The 22079-nt window shown below is 46.7% G+C and carries 24 protein-coding genes; 18 read left to right on the top strand and 6 right to left on the bottom strand.

Annotated elements, in window-relative coordinates; genetic code table 11:
* On the bottom strand, positions 1-864 hold an 864-nt coding region (locus WIG73_RS04275), incomplete at its 3' end, for a DUF4118 domain-containing protein (RefSeq protein WP_337399428.1).
* A 235-nt stretch (positions 865-1099) separates the two neighbouring features.
* On the opposite strand from WIG73_RS04275, the gene WIG73_RS04270 reads away from it, so the two are divergent.
* A complete protein-coding gene (locus tag WIG73_RS04270) occupies positions 1100-1675 on the top strand; it encodes a GrpB family protein (protein ID WP_249313288.1) in 576 nt (191 codons plus the stop codon).
* 38 nt (positions 1676-1713) lie between these two features.
* On the opposite strand, the gene WIG73_RS04265 is transcribed toward WIG73_RS04270, so the two are convergent.
* The gene (locus tag WIG73_RS04265; RefSeq protein ID WP_249313291.1) at positions 1714-3999 is read right to left on the bottom strand and encodes a glycoside hydrolase family 95 protein; all 2286 of its coding nucleotides are present in this window, start codon (positions 3997-3999) and stop codon (positions 1714-1716) included.
* 192 nt (positions 4000-4191) lie between these two features.
* Here WIG73_RS04265 and csaB point away from each other — a divergent pair, with 192 nt between their 5' ends.
* From csaB to WIG73_RS04240, 5 genes are all read left to right on the top strand, one after another.
* A complete protein-coding gene (gene csaB, locus WIG73_RS04260) occupies positions 4192-6453 on the top strand; it encodes a polysaccharide pyruvyl transferase CsaB (protein WP_337399427.1) in 2262 nt (753 codons plus the stop codon).
* A 5-nt stretch (positions 6454-6458) separates the two neighbouring features.
* Positions 6459-6863: a Holliday junction resolvase RuvX gene (gene ruvX / locus WIG73_RS04255; RefSeq protein ID WP_249313413.1), complete on the top strand. Its 405-nt coding sequence runs from the start codon at positions 6459-6461 to the stop codon at positions 6861-6863.
* Positions 6864-6876: 13 nt separating this feature from the next.
* The gene (locus WIG73_RS04250; protein WP_337399426.1) at positions 6877-8349 is read left to right on the top strand and encodes an N-acetylmuramoyl-L-alanine amidase family protein; all 1473 of its coding nucleotides are present in this window, start codon (positions 6877-6879) and stop codon (positions 8347-8349) included.
* A gap of 125 nt (positions 8350-8474) precedes the next feature.
* Positions 8475-9155, top strand: a complete 681-nt coding sequence (locus WIG73_RS04245) for an ATP-dependent Clp protease proteolytic subunit (protein ID WP_177678004.1) — start codon at positions 8475-8477, stop codon at positions 9153-9155.
* A complete protein-coding gene (locus WIG73_RS04240) occupies positions 9149-10819 on the top strand; it encodes a formate--tetrahydrofolate ligase (protein ID WP_337399425.1) in 1671 nt (556 codons plus the stop codon). Before WIG73_RS04245 ends, WIG73_RS04240 begins: the two co-directional genes overlap by 7 nt.
* A gap of 56 nt (positions 10820-10875) precedes the next feature.
* Here WIG73_RS04240 and trxB read toward each other — a convergent pair whose 3' ends face one another.
* Both trxB and WIG73_RS04230 read right to left on the bottom strand, forming a co-directional pair.
* Positions 10876-11796 (bottom strand): thioredoxin-disulfide reductase, encoded by a 921-nt coding sequence (gene trxB / locus WIG73_RS04235; protein WP_337399424.1) that lies wholly within the window; start codon positions 11794-11796, stop codon positions 10876-10878.
* Positions 11780-12358 carry a DUF4364 family protein gene (locus WIG73_RS04230; protein WP_177677410.1) on the bottom strand — a complete coding sequence of 193 codons (579 nt, stop codon included), beginning with the start codon at positions 12356-12358 and terminating at the stop codon, positions 11780-11782. Before WIG73_RS04230 ends, trxB begins: the two co-directional genes overlap by 17 nt.
* A gap of 149 nt (positions 12359-12507) precedes the next feature.
* On the opposite strand from WIG73_RS04230, the gene WIG73_RS04225 reads away from it, so the two are divergent.
* From WIG73_RS04225 to WIG73_RS04215, 3 genes are read left to right on the top strand one after another with little or no spacing between them, the layout of a single operon-like run.
* The gene (locus WIG73_RS04225; protein WP_337399423.1) at positions 12508-13272 is read left to right on the top strand and encodes an RNA methyltransferase; all 765 of its coding nucleotides are present in this window, start codon (positions 12508-12510) and stop codon (positions 13270-13272) included.
* Positions 13265-13732: a nucleoside deaminase gene (locus WIG73_RS04220; protein WP_337399421.1), complete on the top strand. Its 468-nt coding sequence runs from the start codon at positions 13265-13267 to the stop codon at positions 13730-13732. Before WIG73_RS04225 ends, WIG73_RS04220 begins: the two co-directional genes overlap by 8 nt.
* Entirely contained in the window at positions 13716-14174 is a 459-nt protein-coding gene (locus WIG73_RS04215; RefSeq protein ID WP_177677416.1) for a S24/S26 family peptidase, read from the top strand. The genes WIG73_RS04220 and WIG73_RS04215 overlap by 17 nt, the downstream gene beginning before the upstream one ends.
* 24 nt (positions 14175-14198) lie before the next feature.
* Here the strand turns inward: WIG73_RS04215 and WIG73_RS04210 are convergent, their stop codons facing one another.
* Positions 14199-14954, bottom strand: coding sequence for a DeoR/GlpR family DNA-binding transcription regulator (locus WIG73_RS04210; RefSeq protein WP_337399419.1), 756 nt, complete (start codon positions 14952-14954; stop codon positions 14199-14201).
* Positions 14955-15179: 225 nt separating this feature from the next.
* Between WIG73_RS04210 and fsa the strand changes: the two genes are divergently transcribed.
* The 7 genes from fsa to WIG73_RS04175 all read left to right on the top strand — a co-directional run bounded on the left by fsa (position 15180) and on the right by WIG73_RS04175 (position 19377).
* Positions 15180-15827, top strand: a complete 648-nt coding sequence (fsa, locus tag WIG73_RS04205; protein ID WP_337399417.1) for a fructose-6-phosphate aldolase — start codon at positions 15180-15182, stop codon at positions 15825-15827.
* 11 nt (positions 15828-15838) lie between these two features.
* Positions 15839-17116, top strand: a complete 1278-nt coding sequence (locus tag WIG73_RS04200) for a sn-glycerol-1-phosphate dehydrogenase (protein WP_337399416.1) — start codon at positions 15839-15841, stop codon at positions 17114-17116.
* Between the two features lie 128 nt (positions 17117-17244).
* On the top strand, positions 17245-17559 hold the full coding sequence (rplU, locus tag WIG73_RS04195) for a 50S ribosomal protein L21 (protein ID WP_249313307.1): 315 nt from the start codon (positions 17245-17247) through the stop codon (positions 17557-17559).
* Between the two features lie 3 nt (positions 17560-17562).
* Complete coding sequence (locus WIG73_RS04190) at positions 17563-17892, top strand: ribosomal-processing cysteine protease Prp (protein WP_337399414.1); 330 nt, start codon at positions 17563-17565, stop codon at positions 17890-17892.
* Between the two features lie 2 nt (positions 17893-17894).
* A complete protein-coding gene (rpmA, locus tag WIG73_RS04185) occupies positions 17895-18182 on the top strand; it encodes a 50S ribosomal protein L27 (protein ID WP_177677427.1) in 288 nt (95 codons plus the stop codon).
* A gap of 87 nt (positions 18183-18269) precedes the next feature.
* Complete coding sequence (locus WIG73_RS04180) at positions 18270-18677, top strand: SRPBCC family protein (RefSeq protein ID WP_337399413.1); 408 nt, start codon at positions 18270-18272, stop codon at positions 18675-18677.
* A gap of 1 nt (position 18678) precedes the next feature.
* Positions 18679-19377 carry a metallophosphoesterase gene (locus WIG73_RS04175; RefSeq protein ID WP_177679940.1) on the top strand — a complete coding sequence of 233 codons (699 nt, stop codon included), beginning with the start codon at positions 18679-18681 and terminating at the stop codon, positions 19375-19377.
* Here the strand turns inward: WIG73_RS04175 and WIG73_RS04170 are convergent.
* A complete protein-coding gene (locus WIG73_RS04170) occupies positions 19374-20240 on the bottom strand; it encodes a helix-turn-helix domain-containing protein (protein WP_177679939.1) in 867 nt (288 codons plus the stop codon). The two genes, WIG73_RS04175 and WIG73_RS04170, sit on opposite strands and share 4 nt — an antisense overlap.
* A 141-nt stretch (positions 20241-20381) precedes the next feature.
* On the opposite strand from WIG73_RS04170, the gene WIG73_RS04165 reads away from it, so the two are divergent.
* Together WIG73_RS04165 and WIG73_RS04160 are read left to right on the top strand one after the other, a co-directional pair.
* Positions 20382-21236 (top strand): sugar phosphate isomerase/epimerase family protein, encoded by an 855-nt coding sequence (locus tag WIG73_RS04165; RefSeq protein WP_337399412.1) that lies wholly within the window; start codon positions 20382-20384, stop codon positions 21234-21236.
* Between the two features lie 29 nt (positions 21237-21265).
* A partial coding sequence (locus WIG73_RS04160; protein ID WP_337399411.1) for a Gfo/Idh/MocA family oxidoreductase occupies positions 21266-22079 on the top strand: 814 nt, incomplete at its 3' end.

Raw genomic sequence — 22079 nt, 5'->3', positions numbered from 1 at the left:
GCCAAAGCCGTTGTCTGTTACAGTAAAACGCGCCCAGCCGCTTTCGATTTTCACATCTACTTTCAGTTCCGTTGCGCATTTGCCGTGGCGGATGGAATTTTCCATTAAATTAATCAGTACCTGTTCAATTAGAACACAGTCCATGGGAACAAACAGAATTTTTTGGGGAACAGAAACGGTAACCGAGGCTTCTGGATAATACTTTTTTAAACGCAGGACTGCGTGCGAAATAATTTCCTCCGCCGCTTCGGGAATTTTGTCCAGGGTTTTTGTGTCCTCCTGAATTCTGGTAATAGAAAGCAGGTTTTCCACCATGCGAATGAGCCAGCTTGCGTCTTCTCGAATTTCTTTGTGAATTTCCAGCCGTTCTTCCGGTGAAAATTTTTGTTCGTCTTCCATCAGCATATCGCTCATGCCTGCAATGGAGGTCAGCGGCGTTCTTAAATCGTGAGAAATGGCCCGAAGCAGGTCGCTGCGCATTTTTTCCTTTTCTGCCGCTGCCTTTAAAGTTTCCTGCTGTTTAATCTGTGTCGTCATGGTGCTGGTGATGACCGACACCGTCAGCATGCTGATAATGGTAATGGGATATCCGGCCATGGTCATATTAAACTCGAAGAAAGGAAATGTAAAAATATAATTCACACACAGCACACCCGCGACTGACGACAGAATTCCAAATAGGTATCCGTTTGTAAACCGGGATGTGAGCAGCACTGCCAGCAAATATATCATAGAAACGTAGACATTTCCGCTGTCAAAAATTCGGATAACACAGCAAAGCAGCGTTGCTGCAGCCAAAAAAAACAGCATTACCAGCCCGTCCCGCACGGTGAAAGGAAACAGCGCTTTTAAATTCAATTTCATTTTTTCCGCCCTCCGATCAAACTAAAATCATGAACTGCGGCTTTTAGGCGGCGTTTGCTACCGCCTCAGTTTCTATAAGATTCATTATATCACACACGCAATCAATTGAAAAGCGCACAGCTGCCTTTTTTACGTTAATATGCCGCTAAGAATTTGGTGCCGGTTGCCCGGGAAGATAGAATATGGTATAATAAGTCTATACAGAGAATAAATGGCTTTACAGGAGGCGTCCAACATGAAAAAAGACCAATCAGAGATGTCTTCAGAGGAACTGTGGCATTTGTATCCAATTATTTTGAGTGAACACAAGGACTGCTGGAAAGACTGGTATTTGGAAGAAAAGGAAACGTTAAAGAGAATTTTAAAGCTGGACAATATGATTTTAAGCCACATCGGCAGTACCTCGGTTGATACGATCTGGGCAAAACCCACGGTAGATATTTTAGTGGAGGCAGACGGCGGAGATTTTTCGGCGGTTTTTGAAACTCTGGCGAAGCACGGTTATATACATATGTACAGAACCAAAACCCGCATGTCGTTTGTGAAAGGCTATCTGCCGGAGGGGTTTGCCGAGAAGGTGTATCACATTCATGTGCGGCTGTTTGGGGACAACGACGAGCTTTACTTTCGGGATTATTTGATTGAACACCCTGAAACTGCAAAAGAATATGAAACACTGAAGCTGGGGCTGTGGAAACCCTTTGAGTTTGACCGGGACGGCTATACCAACGCGAAAGGCGAATTTGTAAAAGCGGTAACGGAAAAGGCCAAAAGGCTTTACCGCGGTAGATACATTCGAAGTGAAATTTAAAAGAAACGCCTGCAGATTTTCTGCAGGCGTTTCTTTTGTTAAAATAAAAGTTTCAGCGGATAGGGTTTGTTGTTACCCGAGGCTATTTCGCTTCCGTCTTTTGTTATGCGGTATTCGGAAATTTTCCCGTCCGCCCATGAAAAGCTGACAGAATATCCGCCCCGGGCACGCATGCCGTGTACCGCGCCCTTGTCCATCTCTTGGCTCACCGCCGGAAGCAGGGTAATTTCATTGGGAGCGCTTTTTACAAGCATTTCGCCAAGACCTGCTGCGAACCCGAAGTTTCCGTCAATCTGGAAGGGGGGATGGGCGTCAAACAGGTTTTTATAGGTGGATTTGATGAACATGTTTTTCACATATTGATAAGCCAATTCCCCGTCTAATAGCCGGGCAAACTGATTGATAATCCAGGCGTTGCTCCAGCCTGTGTGACCGCCGCCGTTCTCTAACCGTGTTTTTAAGGTTTTTTTGCAGGCATCAAACAGGGGCGTGCCCTCTTGAATGAGACCTGCCGGGTGCAGAGCATACATATGGGAAATGTGCCTGTGGCCAAGTTCGTGTTCTTGAAATTCCTCGTTCCACTCCATAATGCGTCCGTCGCTTGTAATTTTAAGTGGCGTTAAATGTTTCTTTATGTAGTCGCATTTTTTCTTAACGTCTTCTTTTCCGCCCAAAATCTCACAAATTTTGCCGGTGTAGGTTACAAAATCATCGATAATCCCAATGTCCATTGCGGTGATGCCGGAAACGGAAACCAGCTCTCCGTCCAGCACATAGCGGTTTTCCGGAGAGGTGGAGGCAACGGTTGTGAGGAATCCGTCTTCGCCTTTGTACAGCCAGTCGCACAAAAAGTCCAGCGCGCCGGTCAGCGTTTCAAAATTTTCTTTTAAAAACTCTGTGTCCCTGGTATAGTCGTAGTGCTCCCAAATCTCGCGGCACAGCCACAGTCCGCCCATGGGCCAAAAGGCGTGCATTGCGCCGATTCCGGCTGGGGAAGTGAGGCGCCACACGTCGCAGTTATGGCACAGCACCCAGCCGTTTGCGCCAAAGTGGTTTTTCGCGCTTGTTCTGCCTGCCTGGGAAAGCTCTTTTAAAAACGGGAAAATGGGCATGTGACACTCGGGAAGCCCGCTCATTTCTGCGCTCCAGTAGTTCATTTCTGTGTTAATGTTTACCGTGTAGTCGCTGCGCCAGGGGGGCATAATCTCCCTGTTCCAAATTCCCTGCAGATTGGACGGCTGCGTTCCCTCCCGGGAACAAGAAATTAAAAGATAGCGGCTAAAGTGGAACATCAGCGCCGCAAGGCTTTGGGGGAATTTTTCTGCAGCCGCGTCACGCAGCAGCTCGTCTGTAGGACGGCTGTCCTCCTCGCCCAGGGTGATTTCGCACCGGCTGTAAAGCGGCTGGTAATCTTCCAGGTGGCGGCGTAACAGTTCTTCAAACGTAAAGCGGGAAGCGCCGGAAATGTCTTTTTGGCAAAGGGCTAAATAGTCTTTCCCCTCTTTTGAGGGGGATTTGCACCAGGAAGAGTAACCTGTTTGAATGGAAACCAAAATGAGTGCGCGGCTTGCGTGGCTCACAGACAAAACGCCGCCGGAGCAGACAATACTGCCGTCTGTAACAATTTTTATCATACCGCAAAAGGGAATGGTGTCCTTTTCTTCATCATAGTAATATTTCTGCGCGCCCTTTTCTTTTGCGTAATAGTCAATATCCGCCGGGCACCGTCCGGTGATGAGAACAGAATCCGTCCCGCTTTTTACGCTGTGGTCTATGGCGCAGGATAAATATGCATCAAAGTGCAGGCTGCTCTCCTGCTCAGCACAAATCTCAGCGGCAAACACATTGTCCGGCTTGGAAACAATGGCCCGTCTGGCAATGGTGTTGCCGTTAAATTGAAATGATGAAGATACAACAGCGGTTTTTAAGTCCAGCTCCCGCCGGTAGTTTTTAATGGTGCTTTCTGAAAAAGAGCTGTCTCCGGGGGCATAGCGCATGGAAAAATCACTGTCTTTTTTTAAATCTACAGTCAGCGTGCCAAAGGGAAGATAAGCCGAAGCCTCGGTTCCAATCAGCTTTTCCGTTACCAGCTTGTCTGCCTCACGGTATTTTTTATTTTGAATAAGTTCTTTCAGCTGCGGAATATATTGTGCGGCCTCAGGGTTCGACCGGTCGTGAGGATAGCCGCCCCACAGGGTTTCTTCGTTGAACATGAATTTTTCAGAAACTGCGCCGGAATATGCCATTGCGCCCAGACGTCCGTTGCCCAGCGGCAGCGCCTCGTTCCAGGTAAGGGCCTCTGTTTTGTACCATAGTTTATGCAAGAAAATCATCCTTTCTGAACTTTTTCTTTATCATATCGAAAAGAGGGAGTGAAGTCAATCATTTTTTCAAAATTTTGTACGGCTTATGTAATATTTTTGTTACAAATTCTGAATATTCGTTGAAAAAAAAGATGTTTTGGGATATAATAAAAAATAAAACTATGTTTGAACTGGATTAAAGGAGCTTAGGGAATGACAAATATGGCTGGGAAAAGGATTTTAATGGCGCTAACCAGATTTGATATAGGCGGCGCTGAAACTCACGTTTTAGAATTGTCTTTAGAACTTAAGCGCATGGGATATTATGTTGTTGTCGTTTCAAACGGCGGCGTTTATGAACAGAATTTAAAAGAGGCTGGAATTCACCATTATAAAATTCCCATGCACTCGAAAACTCCTGTTAATATCGCAAAATCCCTGCGGGCGTTAAATAAAGTGATAAAAGATGAAAAAATCGAAATTGTCCATGCCCACGGCAGAATTCCTGCCTTTTTGTGCGGCATTTTAAATAAATTTGTGAAATTTACGTTTGTTACCACCGCCCATTGGGTGTTCGACACCTCCCACGGGCTAAAATATGTTTCTAACTGGGGCGAAAAGGTTATGGCCGTGAGCGAGGATATTAAAGCCTATCTCATGGAAAACTACCACACCAACCCTGCAGATATTTACGTCACGATTAACGGCATTGACACTAACAAGTTTTGCCGGGAGGCAGACGCTTCAAGCGTTATCTCAGAATTCTCGCTGTCGCCGGATTCAAAAAAAATTGTCTACATCAGCCGCATGGACAAAGACCGTGCCCAGCTTGCCTTTGAGCTGGTGGAAATTGCGCCGGAAATTGTAAAGGAATTTCCGGACATTGAAATTGTAATCGTTGGCGGCGGCAATGTATTTTTAGAGCTTCAGAAAAAAACAGAAGAAATGAACAAAAGGCTTGGCAGCCGTCGGATTATTTTAACCGGCGGCAGAACCGATATTTATAAATTTGCCGCTTTAGGCGATATTTTTGTCGGCGTATCCCGTTCCGCGTTAGAGGCTATGGCCTGTGAAAAACCGGTAATTGTTGCGGGCAACGAGGGGTATATCGGCATTTTTGACGAAACAAAGTTAGACAGTGCAATTGAAACGAACTTTTGTTGCCGTGGCCTTGCGTTGTCATCCTGTGAAAAGCTTTTAAAAGATGTGAAAACCCTTTTAAACAATTCTGTTGATGAAAATGCCCGGCTTGGCCGGTTTGGCAGGGAGCTTATTTTAAATTCTTATTCCCTGTCAAAAATGGCGCAGGACTGCATAAAGATGTATGTTGCGGCGTCGGACACGAAAAAGTGGGACGCTGTGATTTCTGGCTATTACGGATATAAAAATTCCGGCGATGAATCGCTTTTGTTTGCAATGCTGCAAAACCTGCGGGGTGAAAAGGAAGATATCCGTCTTTTGGTGCTGTCGAAAGATCCGCAGGCTACAGAGCAGGAATATGACGTTCATGCAATGAACCGCTACAACCTTTTTAAAATCAGAACAGCCTTAAAACAAAGCAAGCTGCTTATTTTTGGCGGCGGCAGCTTGATTCAGGACGTGACCAGCGACAAATCGCTATGGTATTACCTTACCGTAGTGAAGCAGGCGGTGGGCCTTAACGTTCCCGTTATGTTTTATGCCAACGGCATTGGGCCGGTTACAAAGGCAAAAAACAGGGACAAGGTGCGCGACGTGCTGAACAAGGTGGATGTTATTTCCCTGCGCGATACCAATTCCTATTATGAAATCAAGCGCATGGGCGTTGGGCTTGACCGGGTGAAAATCACCGCGGACCCAGCCCTTACCATTGACGGAATCAACCGGGACGAAGCACAGGCACTGCTCGCAGAAGAAGGGGTGCCGGCGGGGAAAAAGCTTTTGGGCATTTCCATCCGCAGCTGGTGGTCGTGTAAACCGTCGTTTTGGAATCAGCTTGCCAGGGGGATTGAGCAAATTTGCAGACAGTATGACTATATTCCTGTTTGGATTCCGCTGAAACACCCGGACGATATTACTGTTTCCAAAGAGGTTGCAGCAAAAATGAACATTAAAAGCTACACGCTTACCAAACTTTACAAAGCCAGGGAAATTGTGGGAATTGTGAATGCATGCGATTTAATCATCGCCATGCGTCTTCATTCTATGATATATGCGTCGGAATCCGGCGTGCCGGCCATTGGCCTTTCCTATGACCCTAAGGTGAGCGGTTTTGTGAAATATATCGGCGTAAACGCCACGCTGAATCTGGAGGATTTTTCAGACGAAAAACTGGTTTCCATGGCGCGCAGCATTACCTTAAACCGGGAGGAAATTCAAGCGTCGTTAGAAGAAAAGGTTTCGGAGCTGAAAGCTAAGGCAATGGAAAATGTAGACATGGCTATGGCACTGATTAACAGGGCCGACGAATTTGAAAAAAGCGGTGATATATCTTGAGACTGATGGGAATTGACTTTGGCGACGCCAGAGTTGGCATTGCGCTTTCCGACCCGCTGGGAATTATGGCCCAGGGCTATGAAACGCTTGATAACGACGGGACAGACAGCCTGTTTTACAAGATTCAATCTATTATAAAAGAAAAAGAAGTTACAACCATTGTGATTGGGCTTCCAAAAAACATGGACAATTCGGAAGGATTTCGCGCAGACGCTACAAAAGAATTTGCGCAGAAGTTGAAATCCTTTACTGATGCGAAAATAGAGTTTTGCGATGAGCGGCTCACCACTGTGAGCGCCCACGGAATGCTCAGTGAGATGAACGTAAGAGGAAAAAAACGCAAGGGCGCGGTGGATACGCTTTCGGCCGCACTCATTTTGGAGACATATATGCGAAAAAACGGTTTTTAAAGGAGGTTACACAATGAAACGGGCATTCAGCTTGCTGCAGGCCTTAATGATTGCGATTTTGCTTTTTGGCACGGCAACGGCTTCTGCGGCGAATGAAATTTATTATGACGGGGAATGGCACACCTATATCGGCAGTTTTTTTAACCTGAAAATTAACAATGAAACGGTAAACTGCGAAGTTCCGCCCATCGTTTTTAACGACTATTCGGTGGTTCCGGCAAGGGACGTGTTTGAAAAGCTTGGGGCAGAGGTTCTGTGGAATGCGGAAAACGAAAAGGTGACCGTGAATTATGGAAGCATACAAATTATTCTTTACATAAACAACACAACAGCGTATAAAAACGGCGCGGCGGAAAAAATGCCTATTGCGCCGAAAATTATTAATGCAAAAACCATGATACCTGTGCGGTATGTATCGGAGTCTTTGGGATTTGGCGTGGATTTTGACTCGGTGACCGACACCATTTTAATCACCACGAACGGCGGGACGGTAAAACCGCCTGTAACCAATTCATATACGTCTACACTGCAGTCTTATAGCTGTTCTTCCGGCGACAGTGGTTTTACTGCGATGTTGAATTTTTCTGAAGAAAATGTAAAATATTCGTCTTTTACCTTAACGGAACCAGACCGGGTTGCCGTGGATATTGCCGGCGCAAAAATGGCATCATCCATTCAAGACAGCACACCGGATTCAGCCATTGTTTCAAAGGTTCGGTTTGGGCAGCACGAAGACGCTCTGCGCGTGGTATTTGACTTAAAAAGTGCACAGAAATATAACGTGTCGTTGGCGGGGAAAAAGCTTACCGTAACCATTGGTAACGGTTCCGGCACAACTGAGCCCGATCCCCCTCCAGTGGTTACGCCTGACCCACCGGTCGAGCCAGATATCGTGATTGAGCCTTCGCGCTCCATCACCATTGACCCGGGGCACGGCGGAAGCGACCCGGGAGCGTGCTTTACCGATGAGGACGGCACAGTTTGGAAAGAAACGGACATTAATCTTGCGGTTTCGCTGAAAGTACGGGATATTTTAGAGGCAAACGGAGTGCGTGTGGTTATGACGCGCACAACAGAAAAAGACGTGGTGAGAAAGTCCCGTCCTGAACTTGCCAACAGCGAAAAAACGGCTCTGTTTTTAAGCATTCACACAAATTCTGTTGACGGCAATGAAGCAGCCAACGGAATTGAAACCTGGGGCAAACTGGAAACCAGCAAACCCTTAGCCGGCGTGACTGACAAAAGCTTTGCACAAAACGTGCAGAACGCCGTTATTCAAAAAACCGGTGCGCGGGACAGAGGCACCAAAAACAGCGTTGAACTTACCGTGTTAAAATATTCCGCAATGCCCTCCATTTTAATTGAGGTTGGCTTTATCACCAATACCAATGAGCGGGGCAATCTGTTCAGCGACGCTTACCGAAGCAAGCTGGCCCAGGGAATTGCAGAGGGCGTGTTAAAGACTTTCACCGATATGGGCGTTTAACATCGTATAAAAATAAATTTTTTCCTCATAATAAATCTATTAAGTGATTTATTTTGGAGGCAAAAATGGAGAATAATATCAATCAAAACAATACGAATCAAGACAGCGGCCAAAATAACCAGGCAATGAACGAAACGGCTTCGGAAAATATTAAGGATTTTGGCAGCACCGAGGTGCAGAACTCCAGGGGAAATATTCACTGCCTCACCATAGTGGGAGAAATTGAGGGACACACACAGCTTCCGCCCAGCAGCAAGGCAACAAAATATGAACACGTTCTGCCGCTTTTGGTGTCTGTTGAGCAGGACGAAAAGGTCGACGCGCTGCTGCTGGTTTTAAATACCATGGGCGGCGATGTTGAGGCAGGCCTTGCCATCGCTGAGTTGATTTCGTCTATGACAAAGCCCACTGCATCCATTGTTTTGGGCGGGGGACACAGCATCGGCGTTCCGCTGGCGGTTTCGGCAAAACGCTCGTTTATTGCCAGCTCTGCAACTATGACCATTCATCCCGTGAGAATGAGCGGAATGGTAATCGGTGTGCCGCAGACCTATGAATATTTTCGCCAGATGCAGGACAGAATTACCAATTTTGTGGTGAGAAATTCAAATATCAGAAAAGAAAAATTTACGGAGCTAATGATGAAAACAGGGGAAATGGCCAACGACGTGGGAACCATCGTTCCGGGGGACGAAGCGGTTGCCTGCGGCCTGATTGACGAAAAAGGCGGACTTGACGCGGCGCTTTCCTATCTGTATCATGAAATAGAAAATGTAAAAAATCAAGAGGGGGCAAATCCATGTTGACGGATATTGAAATTGCACAAAGAGCAAAAATGGAGCCAATTGCGAAGATTGCCGAAAAAATCGGCGTGAAAGCAGAAGAGCTTGAATTTTACGGAAACGACAAAGCAAAGCTTTCCGGAGCGGTTTGGGAACGGGTAAAAACCAATTCTGACGGAAAGCTGGTTTTAGTAACGGCCATTAACCCCACGCCGGCAGGCGAGGGCAAAACCACCACCACGGTAGGGCTGGGACAGGCGATGGCAAAAATCGGAAAGAAAGCAATGATTGCCCTGCGCGAGCCGTCTTTGGGCCCCGTTATGGGAATTAAGGGCGGCGCGGCCGGCGGCGGCTATGCCCAAGTGGTGCCCATGGAGGATATTAATCTGCACTTCACAGGCGATTTTCATGCTATTACCGCCGCCAACAACCTGCTTTGTGCCATGATTGACAACCACATTATGCAGGGCAATGCGCTGGGCATTGACCCAACCAAAATCGCATTTAAGCGTGTGATGGATATGAACGACCGGGCACTGCGCCAAGTGGTTGTGGGGCTGGGAGGAAAGACCAACGGCTATGTCCGCGAGGACGGGTTTATGATTACGGTGGCCTCTGAGGTTATGGCAATTTTGTGCATGGCGGAAAACTTAACAGACCTAAAGGCACGGCTTGGCAGGATTGTTGTTGGATATACATATGACGGCGCCGAGGTGAAAGCCCGCGACTTAAAGGCAGAGGGCGCAATGTGTGCGCTGCTGAAAGACGCCATTAAGCCCAATTTAGTGCAGACCTTAGAAAACACACCGTGTCTCATGCACGGCGGCCCCTTTGCCAACATCGCTCATGGCTGTAACAGCGTGCAGGCAACAAAACTTGCGCTAAAGCTTTCTGATTACGTGATTACAGAAGCCGGTTTCGGCGCTGACCTTGGTGCGGAGAAGTTTTTAGACATTAAATGCCGTGTGGCAAATTTAAAACCCTCTGCCGTGGTGCTGGTTGCAACGGTTCGCGCTTTAAAATATAACGGCGGCGTGGCAAAAGCAGATTTGGGTGAAGAAAACACAGAGGCGCTCTCCCGCGGGATTGTGAATTTGGGAAAACACATTGAGAATTTAAGGCTTTATGGCATTCCCGTCATTGTAGCCATTAACCGGTTTGGCCAGGACACAGATGCAGAGCTTAAAATGATTGAACAGTATTGCCTTGACAACGGCGCTGACTTTGCCCTTTCCGAAGTGTTTGCAAAGGGCGGAGAAGGCGGCGTGGCGTTGGCAGAAAAGCTGGTGGACGTAATAGAGCGCACCGAAAGCCGCTTTGCGCCGATTTATGACGAAACACTTCCCATAAAAGAAAAAATTGAAACCATTGTGAAAAAGATTTATGGCGGCGACGGCGTTTCATATACCGCTGCGGCGGAGAAGCAAATTGCAGCGCTTGAGCAGGTCGGATATGGCAAGCTGCCTGTTTGTATGGCGAAAACGCAATATTCCCTGTCAGACGATGCAAAGCTTTTGGGCAGGCCCTCAGGCTTCACTGTCACGGTGAAAGAGGTGCGGGTCTTTGCAGGAGCAGGATTTGTTACGGTTTATGCCGGCAGCATTATGACCATGCCGGGCCTGCCGAAATCACCTGCCGCAGAGCGGATTGACATTAGCGAAAACGGCGTTATCAGCGGATTGTTTTAAGACTTGTTATTTTTCGTAACTGCATATAACAAAAAAGCGCCCGAAGGGCGCTTTTTTTAATGCTCAAAAATAAATTTTTGTACGTTATAAACAGACTCTGCACCGTCAGCGGCGGCGGTGATGATTTGCCGAAGCGTTTTCTGCCGCACATCTCCTGCGGCAAACACGCCGGAAACGGACGACTGCAAGTTTTTGTCCGTAATCACATATCCATATTTGTCCAGTTTCACAAAGCCTTTAAACACGCCGCTGTCCGGCGTGCTTCCTATGGCTATAAACACGGCGTTTGTGTCAATGAGCGTTTCAGTTTCGTCCTTCACATTTTTTACTTTTACGCCGGTAACGGTGTTTTCGCCCACAATTTCCGAAACGGTGCTGTTTAGCACAAACCGAATGTTTTCTTTGTTTTTCGCCCGGTTATAAAGGTGCTTTGCACCGCGGAATGTGTCGCGCCGGTGCACAACATAAACGGTTTTGCAAATTGCAGACAAAAACAGCGCGTCTTCTAACGCAGTGTCGCCGCCGCCGACAACTGTTGCGGTCTTGTTTCTAAAAAAAGCTCCGTCGCAGGTGGCACAGTAGGAAACGCCTTTGGCAGCGAACTCCTCCTCGCCAGGTACGCCAAGCTTTTTGGGAAAAGCGCCGGTAGCTAAAATTAAGGCTTTGGCGCGATATTCTCCATTGGTGGTAACAATGGTTTTTATACCATTGTTTTCACGTACCTCCACCACCTCTTCTGTTTTAAATTCCGCGCCGAACTCTGCGGCCTGGGCGCGCATGGACTCTGAAAACGAAAATACGTCCCGGATTTCCGGCGCGCCGGGGTAATTGTCAATTTCAGAGGTTTTCAGCATTTGCCCGCCGAAAAATAGTTTTTCAAGCACAACGCAGGAAAGGCCTGCCCGTCCTGCATACAGCGCGGCGGAAAGCCCGGCCGGGCCGCCGCCGACAATTGCTAAATCATACATTTTCATCATCCTCACTGTCGTCCGTTTTTGAAAGCATGGAAACGATGTCCGAATATACGCCCATGGGGTCGGCTTTAAACCCGCGCCGCAACCTGATGGCTGTTTCCCTGCTGCCGGCAAAAACAGACATGGTAATAAGCGTATTTTTCCCTTCTTTCAGTTCTATATCCACATGATATGCATCTTTTCCAACAGGAATGATTTCACAGCGGTATTGTGCCTTTTCCCGTTCCCGGCGGAAATATTCGTCAATGGTGTTTTTAAGCGACGCGCGAACACTTGCCATAATTTTGTCTTCAAACATGTCTAACAGCTCGTTGCCCTGCTGGGTTAAATCAAACTTTTCTACCTCGTCGCGCCAAACCTTTTTGATGTAGTTGTCGGAAACCACAGCGTCAATGGCGGAACACAAGTCCATAAAATTAACGCTGGTTGCTGTGAGCATAAAGTGCTTTACCTCAATGTCGGTAATTGGAATATCTGCATAGCGGATGCAAAACAGCACCGACAGCTTGATTTCTGTTTCGTCGTTTAACCGGTAATATACATTGTCCCATATATTTTTTTTCACTTTGCCACTTCCCCTAATGCAAGATATCTTTCTAACATTATAGCACAGGCAGGCAGAAGCGTCAATCCAAATTCCTATAATTCATGCGCTGTTGCAATCCTTTTAAAAATATGATATACTTACCATACTATGAAGCGAGGGTGGAATTTATGACGGTTAAAAAAATTTTGTCGCCGGCAAATGAATTTTTAAAAAAGGCTGCAAAGTTAAAGCAAAAAAAGTATCGGGACGAATTTGGCCTGTTTGTAACGGAGGGAGAGCGTTCCTGCCGTGAAGCGGCAGAGTCTGGCTTTGTTGTTGACTGCATCGTGATGACAGAACGTTTTTTTGAAAGTCATGAGAGAGAATTTGCCGGCTTTAACCGCATTGTAACCACGGACAAACTGTTTATGACACTCTGCGACACCAAAACCCCTCAGGGCGTTTTGGCAGTGGTAAAAGTTCCGGAGGAACGGGAGCTTACAGGCAACCGTTATATATATTGTGACGGAATTCAAGACCCGGGAAACGCGGGTACAATGATTAGAAGTGCCGACGCGTTTGGATTCAGCGGGGTCATTTTTTCTGCCGGCAGTGTGGACGTGTTTTCACCAAAGGTCATCCGTGCGTCTATGGGTTCAGTTTTTCATATTGAACTAAAAACGTTGGCCGGCGCGGAATTTTTAGAACAGGCTAAACGGGGCGGATATTTTATTTCGGCAAGCGCCCTGCACGGCAAAAGTGTAGATATTCACAACATGACGGTTTTAAAAAAGCAGATTTTTGTCATTGGAAACGAGGGAAACGGCGTTTCAAAGGAGATTTTGAAGCAGTCTGACGAAATTGTCCACATACCTATGAGCGGCGCGGCAGAGTCGCTTAACGCCGGGGTTGCGGCGTCGATTTTAATGTTTGAGGTGTCGAAGCATGAATAAGTTTATGCAGGCCGCGCTGAAAGAAGCGCAGCTGGCGCAGGAACAGGGTGAAGTTCCGGTAGGGGCGGCGGTGTTTCAAGACGGCAAGCTAATTGCCGCGGCCCACAATTTAACGGAACAGACAGGCGACCCCACAGCCCATGCAGAGCTTTTGGCGATAAAGGCGGCGCTTGCGAAGCTCGGCACGAAAAATTTAATGGGCTGTGAGCTTTTTGTTACCTTAGAGCCGTGCGTCATGTGCACCGGCGCTATTCATCTGTGCAAATTAAACCGGGTTTATTTCGGTGCATATGACGCAAAGAGCGGCGCCTGCGGCGGGAGTGTGGATTTGCCGGTTTCCGGCTGTTTTGACTATAAAACCGAAGTTTACGGAAGCATCGATGAGCCTCAGTGTGAGGCAATTTTGAAGGAGTTTTTTAAAGATATCCGGAAAGGGGGCAAGCATGGCGCAAAATTATAAAAAGCCAGTGAAGCAAACGGACATGGCCGCTCTTTTTCCGTTGATTGCACCCATCATAGAGCAGGGGGGCGCAGTAAAAATCAAAGTGACGGGCTACAGCATGTATCCTCTGGTTTCGAGCCGCCGGGACAGCGTGCTGCTGGGAAAATATGAACGTTTGAAAATCGGCGACGTGCCGCTGTTTCGGCGGGAGGATGGAAGCTTTGTTCTGCACCGGATTGTCGGCGAAAAAAACGGCGCATATTTTGTAATGGGAGACTATGAAACAAAAAAGGAATATCCCGTTTATCCAAACCAGATTGTGGCGGTGGCCAAGGGCTTTTACCGGAAAGACAGATTTTGGCCTTGCAGCAGCTTTCGCTACAGGCTTTACAGCGCGTTTTGGCGCAGGACGGTTGCGATTCGTCCGTTTTTATTAAAATGCCTTGCAAGAAGAAAATAACACCGCCGGCCCGCGGTGTTATTTTTATACTTGAATAAATTGCACGTTTTCAGGCAGAGACGTTAAAAACGCCGGAATGTCTGCATTCGAAAGAACCACATCAAGCTCCGATATGTTACATTGAACAAAGGTGGAACGGGAACCAAGCTTTGAACTGTCGCACAAAAACATGGTTTTTTCCGCGCACTCCATCATGGTGTTTAAAACCGCCACACCTGGCTCTACACAGTCGGACAGAACGCCGCCTGCATCTAAAGATTTTACGGAAAAAATGCACCAGTCTGCATGGAATTTGCGAATGATGCTATCTGCAAAACTACCCGTTAAACAGGTGCGGTTTTCGCGGTTTAACAGCCCGCCTGCGGAATAGGTGGTAACGTCGCTTTGGGAGAGCAGAAATAAAACATCCACGCTGGTAGTAACCACGGTGATGTCCTTCCTTGTGCAGAGTTTTTCTGCAGTGAAATAGGCGCTGGAGGAGTCGTCTAAAAACACCACGTCTCCGCTTTTAATAAATGTTTCAGCGGTTTCTGCCATTGCGCGCTTTACCGCGCTGTTTTTGTGGCGGCGTGCGGAGAAGGGCACAAACCGTTTTTGAGAATTGGAAAGCTCCGCGCCGCCGTAGCTTCGTACCACCAGTCCGCGGGATGCAAGCTCGCTTAAATCACGCCGGATGCTGGACGCGCTGATATGTAGTTTGTTTGCCAGGTCTTCCACCGTCGCATAGGTGCACTCTGACAGAATTGATAAAATTTCCTGTTTTCGCTCACTTTGATACATTTACATCACCAATCTGCGTACTTCTGCTTAAATATATCTATATTATATCGAAAATGGCAGCAAAAGTAAAGTGAAATTAAAAAGAGATGCGCATTTTTGCGCAAATGTGAGCACCGCGTGGCTCTGCCTTTGCTTATTTTTCAACTTTTTCGCCGATGGTTGATTTTGGCGCGGCGGTTGGTATAATAATAGTATAGGCAACTGTTTATGAAAGGAATTGGTGACATGAAATTATTTATTGACACAGCAAATATTGCAGAAATAAAAGAGGCAAATGACTGGGGTGTTATCTGCGGCGTAACCACCAATCCGTCTTTAATTGCAAAAGAGGGCAGAGTGTTTGAAGAAGTTGTGAAAGAAATTACAGACATTGTGGACGGGCCGGTGAGCGCCGAGGTAATTTCGCCCGACGCGGAAAACATGGTGGCGGAAGCGCTTAAGCTCTCCCAAATACACAAAAATGTGGTAATTAAAATTCCCATGACAAAAGAGGGCCTAAAAGCGGTGAGCAAACTGTCTGAGCAGGGGATTAAGACCAACGTTACTCTGGTGTTCAGCGCAGCACAGGCGCTTCTGGCGGCCCGTGCCGGGGCATCGTTTGTAAGCCCCTTTGTTGGACGGTTAAATGACATTGGAGCAGACGGGGACGGACTGATTTTTGAAATTGCGGAAATATTTAAGCTCCATGGCATAAAAACAGAGATTATTGCGGCCAGCATCCGCGACCCAAAAAATGTGACTGCCGCAGCAAAAATGGGCGCTCACATTGCAACTGTTCCGTTCGGTGTTTTAAACAAAATGTTTCTCCATCCTTTAACGGAAGCGGGGATTGCAAAATTCATGGAGGACTGGAACTCCCATTTGGCAAAATAGGGGGTGTTTAGATGAACATAAATGAACTGTTGGGAAAACACCCCTGCAGCTGCGGCAGAACGCATGCCTGCGCAATTGCGCAGGTACATATTGAGCGGGGCGCGGTTTCTCATTTAAAAGAGCTGTGCGAAAATTTTAAAACGGTAGCGGTGGCGGCGGACCGCAATACATATGCGGCCTGCGGGGAGCAGGTGTGCAGCGTTTTAGGGGAAAAGCTTTGCAGCACCAAAATTTTTCAGCCAAAAGGGCTTTTGGTTCCAGACGAAACGTCTGCGGCAGAGCTTTTTCAAAGCGCTTCAGGCGCCGGCTTAATTGTGGGCGTAGGCTCCGGCGTTATTCAGGATTTGTGCAAGTATGTAAGCTATAAAATGGGCGTGCCTTACATCATTGTGGCCACCGCCCCGTCTATGGACGGATATGCGTCTACCGGAGCGGCAATGATTATGAACCGAATGAAGGTGACATATCCCTGCCATGTTCCCATGGCAATTTTGGCGGACACGGAGGTGCTAAAAAACGCGCCTTTGGAGCTGATTCAGTCGGGCTTTGGAGACATTTTAGGCAAGTATTCCTGTCTTTGCGACTGGCAGCTGAGCCATGTGGTGACAGACGAATATTTCTGCGGGGAAATTTTTGATTTAACCATGTCAATGGTGAAACAGACAGAGTTTTTGGCAAAAAAGCTGCTGGCAAGGGACGAAGAAAGCGTGAAAACGCTGATGGAGGCCCTTGTGGTGGTGGGAATTGCCATGAGCTATGCCGAAAGTTCCCGTCCCGCGTCGGGCAGCGAGCACCATTTGTCCCACTTTTTTGAAATTGTGGGGTTAATTTGCGGTGAACCTTATTTCCTTCACGGAATTGATGTGGCATATTCCGCCTATGTGATGCAGTGCCTGCGGGAAAAGATGATAGAAAATGGAATTCCGAAAGTGTTTCCGAAGTTTTGCCGTTCTAAGTGGGAGAAGGGCGTGAAGCAAATTTACAAGCAGGCCGCAGAGGGCGTGCTGGAATTGCAAAACGGTCTGGGCTGGCATGAACAGAGCTTAGAGAAAATTTACAGGGAAAAGGAAAAAGAAATTACCAGCGTGCTGCAAAGCGCGCCGAAGAGTGATATAATACTTGCGCAGCTAAAGAATGTGGGGCTGGATTTAGACGCGTTTGTGAAGCAGTATAGCAAAGAGAAAATTTTAAACGCCGTGTGGTATGCAAAGGACTTAAAAGACAGATATTCTGTGCTGTGGCTGTTCGGCGCAGTTTCACCGGCCGCGCCGTATTCTCAGCCGCAATAAAATAAAAAAAGTTGTTGACTTTCATTTCCTCAAATGTTATAATATATCATAGCCGCGTGCGTGAGGTTATAAACGAATGAAATATTCTACCGAAACGGCAGCGAGCAAGGTTGGAGGAGGTGCAAAAGATGTACGCAATTATTCAGACAGGCGGAAAACAGTATAAGGTTTCCGAAGGTGATGTTATTTACGTTGAAAAGCTCGGCGTAGCAGACGACGAAACAGTAACATTCAACGAAGTTTTAGCAGTTGGCGAAGGCGGCTCGTTAAAGGTTGGCGCGCCCACAGTTGACGGCGCTTCTGTTACAGCAAAAACGCTGGTTGCGGAAGGCAAGTCGAAAAAGATTATTGTTTTCAAGTATAAACCCAAAAAGGGTTATAAGAAAAAACAAGGTCACAGACAGCCTTACACAAAGGTTGTAATTGAAAAGATTAACGCATAAGTTATGACGGACATTTGTGTTTATCGAAAAAATAAGGACATTGTAAAATATTCGGTCAGCGGTCATACGGGATTTGGCCCGGCAGGGGAAGACATAGTCTGCGCTGCCGTGTCGGCACTGTGCCAGGCCGCATTAAACGGCCTTACAGATGTTGTAGGAATAAAAGCGGGGTTTGAGGTGCGTGAAGGCTATTTGGAGTGTATCATTCCCGAAACCATTTCTGAACCTGAGCGCCGCGACGCAGATATTTTACTGAAAACATTGGTTTTGTCCTTAAAGGATTTGGAAGAACAATACGGTGATTATATAACCATTACGGAACTGGAGGTGTAGGTATGCTTAAAATTAACATTCAGCTGTTTGCTCATAAAAAGGGTGTCGGCAGCACAAAGAACGGCCGTGATTCAGAGGCAAAGCGTTTAGGTGTTAAAAAAGCAGACGGTCAGAACGTTCTCGCAGGAAACATTTTGGTTAGACAGAGAGGAACAAAAATCCATCCCGGAACAAACGTTGGTAAGGGCGGAGACGATACATTGTTCGCTTTGGTTAACGGAAAAGTGAAGTTTGAGAAGTTCGGAAGCGGCAAAAAACGCGTAAGCGTTTATGAGGACGTTACAGCGTAATTTAAAAAACGGCTTTTAAGTCCCGGGTTTTTATCCGGGACTTTTTGCATTTTCGTGATAATATCAAAAGAATGGGGGCAAAATTTTATGGCTGAGGTAACTATCAGGGCAGAGTTTCAGACTTCAGTTGAAACTGTTTGGAATGTTGTTACAGACAATGAGCGGTACGGCTGGCGGAGCGATTTGGAAAAAATTGAACTGTCGGAGGACAAAAATATGTTTACAGAAATCTCCCGTGGCGGCATTAAAACAGACTTTACCATTACGGAAAAGAAGCCTTTTGAGCGGTATGCCTTTGGCATGAAAAACAAAAATATGCAGGGGCGCTGGATAGGAAAGTTTGTACGCGGCGGCAATGGCGGCTGCATCATCGAATTTACAGAAAATGTAACTGTGTTTTCACCGGTTTTGAACCTGTTTGTAAAGTCTTACTTAAAAAAACAGCAGAAACAGTATGTGAAAGATTTAAAAAAGGCATTAGGAGAGGAAGGGTGACATGCCGAAACTTTTTGCAATTTCAGATTTGCACCTGAGCTTTTCAGCAGACAAGCCCATGAACGTTTTTGGCAGCAGATGGGACAACTATGAAGAACGCCTTCGTCAGAACTGGCAGGAGCAGGTTTCAAAAGATGATGTTGTGCTGATGCCGGGGGACACTTCATGGGCCACATATGTGAAAGACGCGGCATGCGATTTTCATTTTATTGAAAAGCTGAACGGAACCAAAATAATTTCAAAGGGGAACCACGACTATTGGTGGGAAACGTTGTCAAAGCTAAATCTGTTTTTGGAAACGAACCGGTTTTCCACCATACGGTTTGTGCACAACACCACAGAGGTGTTTGGAAACGTTGCGGTATGCGGCACGAAAGGATATCCGGAAACAGAGCAGGAGCCGGACTGCGATGAGGAACGAAAGCTTTACCGCAGGGAGCTGGTTCGCTTAGAAAATGCGATTTCAGAGGCGAAAAAGACCGGCGCAGAGAAAATAATTGTTATGCTGCACTATCCGCCCGGCGCAAACTCGGCCTTTGCAAAAGTAATGCAGGAAGAGAATGTGGACTTTTGTGTGTTCGGACATCTTCACGGCGGATATTTTAAAAATGCGGTGCAGGGGAATGTGCGCGGCGTAGAATACCGCTTGGTTTCCTGCGACTATTTAAAATTTGAGCCGCTGAAAATCTGCGAATTTTAAAACGGGTGTTTTTTATCTGCCTGAGAAAGGCCCGCTTTTGGAGAGCACCCGTAGGCCTTTGTGTAGGCTTTGTAAAAGGAGGAATAGCCCGAAAAGCCGGCGCTGATACACGCGCTGCTGATAGTTTCGCCGCTGCGGCACAGGTCGCGGATTAACAGCAAACGCTTGTTGGTGATGTAACTGCTGATGGTGTAGCCTGTGTGCTCGCGGAACACGCGGCACAAGTGATATTTTGATACGAAAAACTGTTCTGACAGATGCCCTAACGACAAGTCGCCGTCTAAATTTTGGTTGATGTAGTCAATCACCTTGCGGACGGTGGAGTTCGGCTTAGAGTCTGCGTCCGCTGCGGGCTGCATGTGGTTTAAGGCGTGCAGAATTTCCACCATGGCACATTTTTTCACTGTGTCGCAGGCTGGTGTTTGTTCTTTTTCATATTTTTCAATTCTTGGCAGAATATCTGCAATTTCAGAAACGGACACCAGACCGCCTGGAATCAGGTTGTTTTTTCCTGCCGGACGGTTCAAGAAAATATTTTTATACATCTTACAATTGTTTTTTTCAAAAAAATCGTGGGAGATGTTAATGACAATACGCTCATAGTCTGCCGGTCCGGTTGGATAAATGTCGTGCATCTCATTGTCCCGGATAATAATTGTGTCATAGGGGCGAAGCGGGTAGGTAGAGCCCTCAACCACGAATTTCATGTTTCCCTTTATAAAAATAAAAATTTCATAACTGTCGTGGGTGTGCAGAGCAAAATCTTCCCGAGCAGGGTGCAGGCTCAGCTTGCGGAAATAGGTCATGGTTTTGTCCTCTGTTTGGAAGGAACTAAGCGTAACGCTGGGGACATATTGGTTCATTTGCAGCTTCTCCTTTCGGTTCTTGTTTTATCGTAGCACAAAACAGCAATATTTTCAAGGTTTTTCACAATAAATACATTGTAATATGCAAATATTTGTATTATAATGATTTTGTAACCAAGATATAAAGGAGTGCGATTTATGAGCTATTCATTTACAATTTCCGGCTTTTCAGATGAAATTGATTCAAACGTGGTGAAGCAGTTTGAACATCTGAACAAGCTGGGAATTTCTTATTTTGAGCCCCGGGGCATTGATGGAAAAAATATTGCCGATTTAGACGACGGCGAGGTTTTGGCATTAAAAGAAAAAATGGACCAATACGGCATTAAGGTTTCCTCTATTGGTTCGCCCATTGGTAAAATTTCGATTAACGACCCCATGGAGCCCCACATGGAAAAACTTGCCCGTGTGATAAAAACAGCAAAAATGTTAGACACAAAGTATATTCGGGTGTTCAGCTTTTTTATTCCGGAGGGGGAAGACCCGGCAAATTATAAAGAAGAAGTGCTTTCCCGCATGAAGCAGATGGTGGCGCTGGCGGAAAAAGAAGGCGTTGTTCTTTTGCACGAAAATGAAAAAGGCATTTACGGCGACATTGCGCCCCGCTGTAAAGACATTTTTGAGGCCGTAAAGTCTCCTGCTTTGGGCTGCGTGTTCGACCCGGCAAATTTTGTTCAGTGCGGGCAAACGGTTTATCCTGACGGGTTTCAATTGCTAAAGCCCTACCTTACCTATATGCATATTAAAGACGCAAAGCAGGACGGAACTGTGGTTCCCTCGGGCTTTGGCGAGGGCGGACTGAAAAAGATTATTTCAGAACTGAAAAAGATGGACTATCAGGGATTTTTAAGCTTAGAGCCTCACTTGGGCAGCTTTGAAGGCTTAGCGGCATTAGAGCTTTCTGACGAGATGTTAAAGCTGGAAGAAAGCGGGCCGGACAAATTTACAATGGCCTATGAAGCGCTGAAAAATATTATTGACGAAAAACAATAATTTCTTTAAAAGAAAGGAAGTTAAAAGCCATGGATAAGGTAAGAATTGGTATTATTGGTCTTGGTAACATGGGTACCAGCCACGCAGTACATATCACAGAGGGCAAGGTGCCCCGCATGGAGCTTGCTGCAATTTGCGATATTGCAGAGGCGAGAAGAACCTATGCAGAGGAGCATTTTCCGGGCGTTAAGGTGTTTGACAACGCCACAGACATGTATAAAAGCGGTTTGCTCGACGCGGTTATCATTGCCGTTCCCCACTACAGCCACCCGCCTCTCGCAATTGAGGCGTTTTCCTATGGGCTTCATGTAATGACAGAAAAGCCCGCAGGCGTTTATACCAAACAGGTTTTGGAAATGAACGAGGCGGCTAAAAAGTCCGGCAAGGTGTTCGGAATTATGTATAATCAGAGAACAAACCCTGTTTATCAGAAAATCCGCAACATGATACAACGCGGCGACTTAGGCGAAATTAAACGGATTACATGGATTATTACCAACTGGTACCGCAAACAGAGCTACCACGACAGCAGCGCATGGCGCTCAACCTGGAAGGACGAGGGCGGCGGCACGCTGATTAACCAGAACCCCCACCAATTAGATCTTTGGCAGTGGATGTTCGGCATGCCGGAGAAAATCATGTCGTTTTGCTCTTTTGGAAGATTTTACAATATTGAGGTGGAAGACGACGTAACCGCCTACATGCAGTATAAAAACGGCACCACCGGCGTGTATATCACCTCCACCGGCGAAACGCCGGGAACAAACCGCTTAGAAATTGCCTGCGACATGGGCCAGCTGATTATTGAAGACAACAAAATTAAATTTAAGAGAAATATTATGT

It is taken from the genome of Congzhengia sp. (assembly GCF_037235575.1).
Classification (GTDB): Bacteria; Bacillota; Clostridia; order UBA1381; family UBA9506; genus Congzhengia; species Congzhengia minquanensis.
Note: the sequence above shows the minus strand (reverse complement) of the source record. Positions and strands in the feature narration are given on the sequence as shown.